Origin of the sequence: Acidiphilium iwatense (assembly GCF_021556475.1) — a bacterium.
GTDB classification, from domain to species: domain Bacteria; phylum Pseudomonadota; class Alphaproteobacteria; order Acetobacterales; family Acetobacteraceae; genus Acidiphilium; species Acidiphilium iwatense.
This window is the reverse complement of record NZ_JAKGBZ010000093.1, coordinates 1-5930: the sequence shown is the minus strand read 5'-3', so window position 1 is coordinate 5930 and position 5930 is coordinate 1. Positions and strand designations below refer to the sequence as shown.

The window sequence follows — 5930 nt, the reverse complement described above, 5'->3', positions numbered from 1 at the left end:
TATCGGGAATTTGCAACACCGCCGATTGGACGGGCGGCGATGCGACGAAGGAACCGGCCCGGCGGCGCCGGACAATCAACCCGGCGGCTGTCAGGGTGGAAATCGCTTTGTTGACGGTCATTCGGGCGCATCCGTAATGCGCCACCAGTTGATGTTCGAATGGAATTCGGTAGCCGGGCGGCCATTCGCCCGACAGGATTTTTGCCTCGAGATCGGCAATAATACGCTGATGCAGAGGAACAACCGGATCGGCGACGCTCATACCGGCACTCTCTGCATCACGTCTCCGAACCTGCGTTGAATGGCAGCCATATAGACACGATTGTATCGTTTTAGCTTGCGGAAATCCAGGCAACGGTACTGGACACTGCGAGCCCCACTTGATATGTATAGACATAAGAACTCTGGAGCCACCGGCTCATCTCGCGGAGGGACCATGCGCAGTGACCGACTATGGGGGAATATCTGGCTGGCGAACCCGGCGCCAGACAAGCACGTGGCTTGGCACCGATGCACGCGCGAAGACGGGTTGAATTTACCAGGAATTCTCGGATGACCGCGGCATCACCCTCTGCCAACGGGGCGCGGCCCCTGCAGGGCATTCGCGTACTCGACTTCACCCGTGTGCTCGCAGGCCCTTATTGCACGGCGTTGTTTGCCGATCTCGGTGCAGATGTGCTGAAAATCGAGCCGCCTAATGGTGACGATTACCGGCATATCGGCCCGTTCCACAAGGACGGATCGAGTGCCGTGTTCGAGGCGGTCAATCGCGGCAAACGCAGCATCGTCCTTGATCTGGCAACCGCCGACCATCGCACGATCGCGCTGGAACTGGCCAGCGGCGCGGATGTTGTGGTCGAGAATTTTCGCCCAGGTGTCGCCGACAAGCTCGGGATCGGCTGGGCCACGCTCTCGCGGCACAACCCGCGCTTGGTATATGCGAGCATTTCCGGGTTCGGACAGAACGGGCCCAACGCCTTGCGGCCGGCCTATGACATCATCATTCAGGCGATGAGCGGGATCATGGCCGTCACCGGCGACCCCGACGGCCCTCCCACGCTGATTGGCGAATCGATCGCCGATGTGGTGTGCGGCCTGTTTGGCTCCTGGGCGATCCTTGCCGCCCTGGTCGAGCGCGATCGCACCGGAAGCGGGCGATATATCGACATCGCCATGTTCGATGCCATGATGGCCCTGCAACCACTTGTCGTTGCTCGCTATCTTGCAACCGGTGTGGCGCCACAAAGAATGGGCAACCGTCACGCCCTGTCCGTGCCGTTCGGCGCGTTCGCGGCCCGTGACGGCACATTCGTCCTCGCAGTTCTCAACGACAAACTCTTCACCGCGCTAGCGCACCTCATCGGCAAGCCTGAACTGGTAGTAAATCCGCGCTTTGCCTCGGATTCCCAGCGCGCCGCCAACGAGGCGGAACTGCGGGCCGACATCGAGTCCTGGTCTCGGCCCCTGACCGCGAGCGAAGCGGTCTCGGCGCTCGTGGCCGCCGGTGTTCCCGCGGCGGAGGTGATGGACACGGCGCAGGCGCTGGCCTCTTCACAGGCAACCGCCCGCCCCTTGCTGCAGGAGCTGGCTCATCCCGATCTCGGCCGGACCTTCGTTCCCGAACAACCCGCTCGATTCCAGAACGCATCACGCGGCGGCCTGAAGGCGGCCCCACGTCTCAGCGAGCACACGCACGCTGTGCTGGCCGATCCGGCACGCGCGTGGGATTGAAGGACTCTCCCCCCATGATTAAATTCACCGACCCAAGCGCCGATCCTGACATTATCGATGCGATCGAGGCGTTCTGCCGCAAGGAGCTTGCGCCGCGCGCCGCCGATATCGATGCCCAATCGATCTTCGCCACCTGCCACCGGCCGGCGCTGTCCGAACTCGGCATTATGGGATTAAACCTGCCGGGGAATTACGGCGGCGCCGGTGTCGATCCGCATACGCTGTTCGAGGCCGTGGCCCTGATTTCCGGTGCCTGCGCTTCGACCGGCTCAATGATCACCGCTCATTACCTTGCCACCGATTCGATCAAGTATGGCGGCGACGATCGTCAGAAGACCCGCTGGTTGGACGCTGCTGCCAAAGGGACCAATCTCGGCGCCTTCGCCCTCACTGAGCCAGGCGCCGGTTCGAACCCCGCCGACATGACGGCAACGGCGACCCGCACAGACGGTGGTTATCGGATCAAGGGAACCAAGCACTTTATTTCCAACGCCGCCGAAGCCGATTTCATCATCGTCTATGCCAAGACCGACATGACCGCCGGAGCACGCGGCATTTCCGCGTTTGTTGTCGAACCGGCTCGCGGCGGTCTCCAGGTCGGACCGCCGGAGCGCACGATGGGCCTTAAGGGCGGCCATGTTTTCGAAGTGGCGCTCGACTGTGTGGTGCCCGAGGAAAACCGTCTCGGACCCGAAGGGACCGGCTTTCGCACCGCGCTCCGCGTCCTCGATGCCGGGCGCCTCGATATCGCGGCGTCCTGTGTCGGCATCGCGGAGTCCGCCTTTTCCGCGGCCATTGAATGGGCCAAAAACCGGCAGGTCGGCGGCGAGCCGATCGCCCTGTTTCAGGGTATTCAATGGATGCTTGCCGACATGGCAACCGATATCGCCGCCGCGCGCGGGCTGGCTCGCGCCGCAACCGTGAAACGCGCGGCAGGCGAACGCTTCAGCACCGAGGCATCAATGGCCAAGCTGTTTGCCTCCGAAATGGCCGGTCGCGTCACCGACAAGGCCCTGCAAATTTACGGCGGCTATGGTTTCACCCGCGACATGCCGCTCGAACGCTACGTCCGCGATGTCCGGATCATGCGCATCTACGAAGGCTCATCGGAAATCCAACGCAACATCATCGCCCGCGCGGTGCTGGGATGATGGTCACCTGGAGCGGCTCCGGCGAGAGGATGCCTTAACGGAATGCGCATCATCCGAAGTGGCGAATATCGTTGTATGCCCTGGAAGAACGGTGGCGGAGAGACGGCCGAAATCGATATATTTCCACCAGAGAGTGGGATCGATGCGTTCGATTGGCGGGTGAGCATGGCCCACGTCACTGCTGACGGCGCTTTTTCGCAATTCACCGGAATCGATCGCACGCTCAGTATACTTGAGGGTAAAGGGATCAGGCTTGCGGTTTCAGATCAGGCCGGAATAGATATCACGCCCGATTCACTACCTTACAGTTTTCCCGCAGATGTTCCGACAGTCGCGCAGTTGATCGACGGCCCGGTCATCGACCTTAACGTCATGACAAGACGCGGACGTTTCGTCCACCGGGTAACCCGATTAAGGCAGACAGCACCGGTTGTATGGCGGCTAAAGTCGGATCTTAATCCTGATATTGGCGCGTGGGGTTCCTCTGCAAATCGACAGCGGAAGCAACGCGATGTGGCTTGCTGCCGGTGACGCGGTAGTCGTTCATGGCGTGGGTACGAGTATGGGCCTGACTCCAACTGGCCGCGCTGAGATCTGTATCGTTGAATTCGATATCTCCGTCTCAGGCGCAACTCCGATCCAAGCCGAAAACCGGAATTTTCTCGAAGGCGAAAGGTTACCAATATCATGACAGTCCATGAACGCCCGCAACCCGTTGACGCCTCGGTTGTTCCCCGCTTTGCCGGCGCCGCGACCTTCATGCGGCTGCCGTCGGTCGCCAGTGCCGAGGGGCTCGATGTCGCGCTCGTCGGCGTTCCCTTCGATGGCGGCACCACGAACCGGGCCGGCGCGCGTCAGGGCCCGCGCGAAGTCCGCAATCAGTCCACCCTGATCCGGCGCACCCACCATGCGACCGGCGTCTCGCCTTACGACCGGATCGCCGTTGCCGACATAGGCGACGCGCCGACCAATCCGTTCAGCATAGAAGGTTCCCTTGATCTGATCGAAGAGTTCTTCAAGGACATAAAAATGGCCGACGCGAAACCGATCGCGGTAGGCGGCGATCATCTGATCACCTTGCCGATCTTGCGCGCCCTGGCCCGCGATCGGCCGGTCGGTCTCGTGCATTTCGATGCGCATTCCGACACCAATGATCGCTATTTCGGCAACAATCGCTATACCCACGGAACCCCATTCCGGCGGGCGATCGAAGAAAAACTGCTGGACCCCCGGCGGATGATCCAGATCGGCATTCGCGGCTCGACGTATGACCGGGACGAGCATCGATGGGCGCGCGAGCAGGGCGGCGCGATCCGCTATATCGAGGATGTGGCAAGGCAAGGCCCGGAGGCGACGATGGATGAGGCGATCGCCATCGCCGGGGCCGGTCCGTTATATGTGTCGTTCGATGTCGATTCGATCGATCCCTCGATGGCGCCGGGAACCGGCACACCCGAAATCGGCGGCCTGACCACGCGGGAAGCGCAATTCATGCTGCGCCGGCTTCAGGGGCTGGAGATCATCGGCGCCGACGTGGTGGAGGTGGCGCCGCCCTATGACCTCGGCGGCATGACCGCCCTGGTCGGCGCCACGATGATGTTCGAGCTGCTGTGTCTCATCGCGGGCCGGATCGGCGATCCGCCGGCAAATCAAGTCTGATCAAAGGGAGCACGTCATGAGTCAAGAAAAAACGGTCATCGAGCGCAGGGCCATCGACTTCGTCCCCGAGAGCGAGAGGCATGGTAAGGTCTTTTCCATGTTCACGCTGTTTTTTTCGGGCAACATGCAGATCACCGCGGTCGCTCTCGGCATCATTCCGATCGAACTCGGCCTCAGTCCCGGCTGGAGCATTTTTGCTCTGGTGCTGGGCAATCTGCTGGGCGGCTGCGTGATGGCCGCGCACGCCGTGCAGGGGCCCCGCATCGGAATTCCGCAGATGATCCAGAGCCGGGCTCAGTTCGGCGTGCTCGGCGCGAATCTTCCCCTCGCGCTCGTGGTGCTGATGTATCTGGGGTTTTTTGCGGGCAGCGCGATCCTCGGCGGCGAAGCCATCGCCAACATCCTTGGCGTGTCCAGCGGAGTTGGAATCGTCGTCGCCAACCTGCTGACCTATCTGCTGTTCGCGTTCGGCTATGACGCGATCCACCGCTGCGCGAAATGGGCGACCTATATTTTTGCCGTCATTTTCATTCTGGGAACGGTGCTGGCGTTCGGCAAGCTGGCCGGTCTTCCCGCCGCGCCGCATGCGGCAGTATTCTCATTGCCCATGCTCCTGATCGCGATTGCGATTTTCGTGGCATGGCAGATCACCTACGGCCCCTATGTCGCCGATTATTCCCGCTACATGCCACGCGACACGGCCGCCGGCTCGATTTTCTGGAGCACCTATTTCGGCTCGGTGATCGGTTCGATCTGGGCCATGCTGGTCGGCGTGTTGCTGGGAGCCATCGATCAGAAACTCGCCGCTTCGGACCCGACGGCCGCGTTTGCCGGCCTGTTCAGCGGTCCATGGGCGGAATTGCGCATCATCGCGTTGATCGTGATCCTGGCCGGGGTGGTGGTGATCAACGCCCTCAATCTCTACGGCGGCTGCCTTTCGTCGCTGACGATCCTGAGTTCGAGCCTATCGTTACGCCAATCGGCGCTGCGTCATGGCAAGTGGTACCGGATCGGGCTGGGCGCAGCCGGGGTGACCATCGGCAGCCTGATCGCCATTGTCGGCGCGAACAGCGTGATGGCATATCTGAACAACCTGATGCTGATCCTGGTATATGTTTTTATCCCCTGGTCGGCGATCAACCTGACCGATTTTTTCCTACTGCGCCACGGCGAGTACTCTGTGGCCGACATCTACGACAGGCATGGCCGTTACGGAGCCTGGGGCGTGCCTGCCCTGGCGGCCTTCGTACTCGCCATCGTGCTGGAGATTGAACAAAACCGCTCTGCGGTAGTGATTTCCGGCTGATTTTGCGGCGCCGTTGATGGCGCACTTCACGCGACGGTCTCCTGTCTGAGAAGTTTGGGTTGCCATCCCAACCTCAGCAGACA

6 protein-coding genes are annotated in these 5930 nt (G+C 61.5%); 5 read left to right on the top strand and 1 reads right to left on the bottom strand.

The genetic code is table 11. The features are described 5' to 3' along the window. The coding region (locus tag L2A60_RS19710; protein WP_235706164.1) for a GntR family transcriptional regulator at positions 1–262 on the bottom strand (262 nt) is incomplete at its 3' end. Positions 263–453: 191 nt separating this feature from the next. Here L2A60_RS19710 and L2A60_RS19705 point away from each other — a divergent pair. From L2A60_RS19705 to L2A60_RS19685, 5 genes are all read left to right on the top strand, one after another. Continuing rightward, positions 454–1731: a CaiB/BaiF CoA transferase family protein gene (locus L2A60_RS19705; protein WP_316044808.1), complete on the top strand. Its 1278-nt coding sequence runs from the start codon at positions 454–456 to the stop codon at positions 1729–1731. A 14-nt stretch (positions 1732–1745) separates the two neighbouring features. After that, a complete protein-coding gene (locus L2A60_RS19700) occupies positions 1746–2882 on the top strand; it encodes an acyl-CoA dehydrogenase family protein (protein ID WP_235706162.1) in 1137 nt (378 codons plus the stop codon). A gap of 42 nt (positions 2883–2924) precedes the next feature. After that, entirely contained in the window at positions 2925–3413 is a 489-nt protein-coding gene (locus L2A60_RS19695) for a HutD/Ves family protein (protein WP_235706161.1), read from the top strand. A gap of 156 nt (positions 3414–3569) precedes the next feature. Further along, positions 3570–4541 carry an agmatinase gene (speB, locus tag L2A60_RS19690; protein WP_235706160.1) on the top strand — a complete coding sequence of 324 codons (972 nt, stop codon included), beginning with the start codon at positions 3570–3572 and terminating at the stop codon, positions 4539–4541. A gap of 16 nt (positions 4542–4557) precedes the next feature. Further along, positions 4558–5847 carry a purine-cytosine permease family protein gene (locus tag L2A60_RS19685; protein ID WP_235706159.1) on the top strand — a complete coding sequence of 430 codons (1290 nt, stop codon included), beginning with the start codon at positions 4558–4560 and terminating at the stop codon, positions 5845–5847. Positions 5848–5930 lie beyond the last annotated feature (83 nt).

Excerpts from the sequence above, each read along its gene's own strand:
- speB (WP_235706160.1), top strand. The coding sequence starts at position 3,570 with ATGACAGTCCATGAACGCCCGCAACCCGTTGACGCCTCGGTTGTTCCC.
- L2A60_RS19705 (WP_316044808.1), top strand. The coding sequence starts at position 454 with ATGGGGGAATATCTGGCTGGCGAACCCGGCGCCAGACAAGCACGTGGC.
- L2A60_RS19700 (WP_235706162.1), top strand. The coding sequence starts at position 1,746 with ATGATTAAATTCACCGACCCAAGCGCCGATCCTGACATTATCGATGCG.
- L2A60_RS19695 (WP_235706161.1), top strand. The coding sequence starts at position 2,925 with ATGCGCATCATCCGAAGTGGCGAATATCGTTGTATGCCCTGGAAGAAC.
- L2A60_RS19685 (WP_235706159.1), top strand. The coding sequence starts at position 4,558 with ATGAGTCAAGAAAAAACGGTCATCGAGCGCAGGGCCATCGACTTCGTC.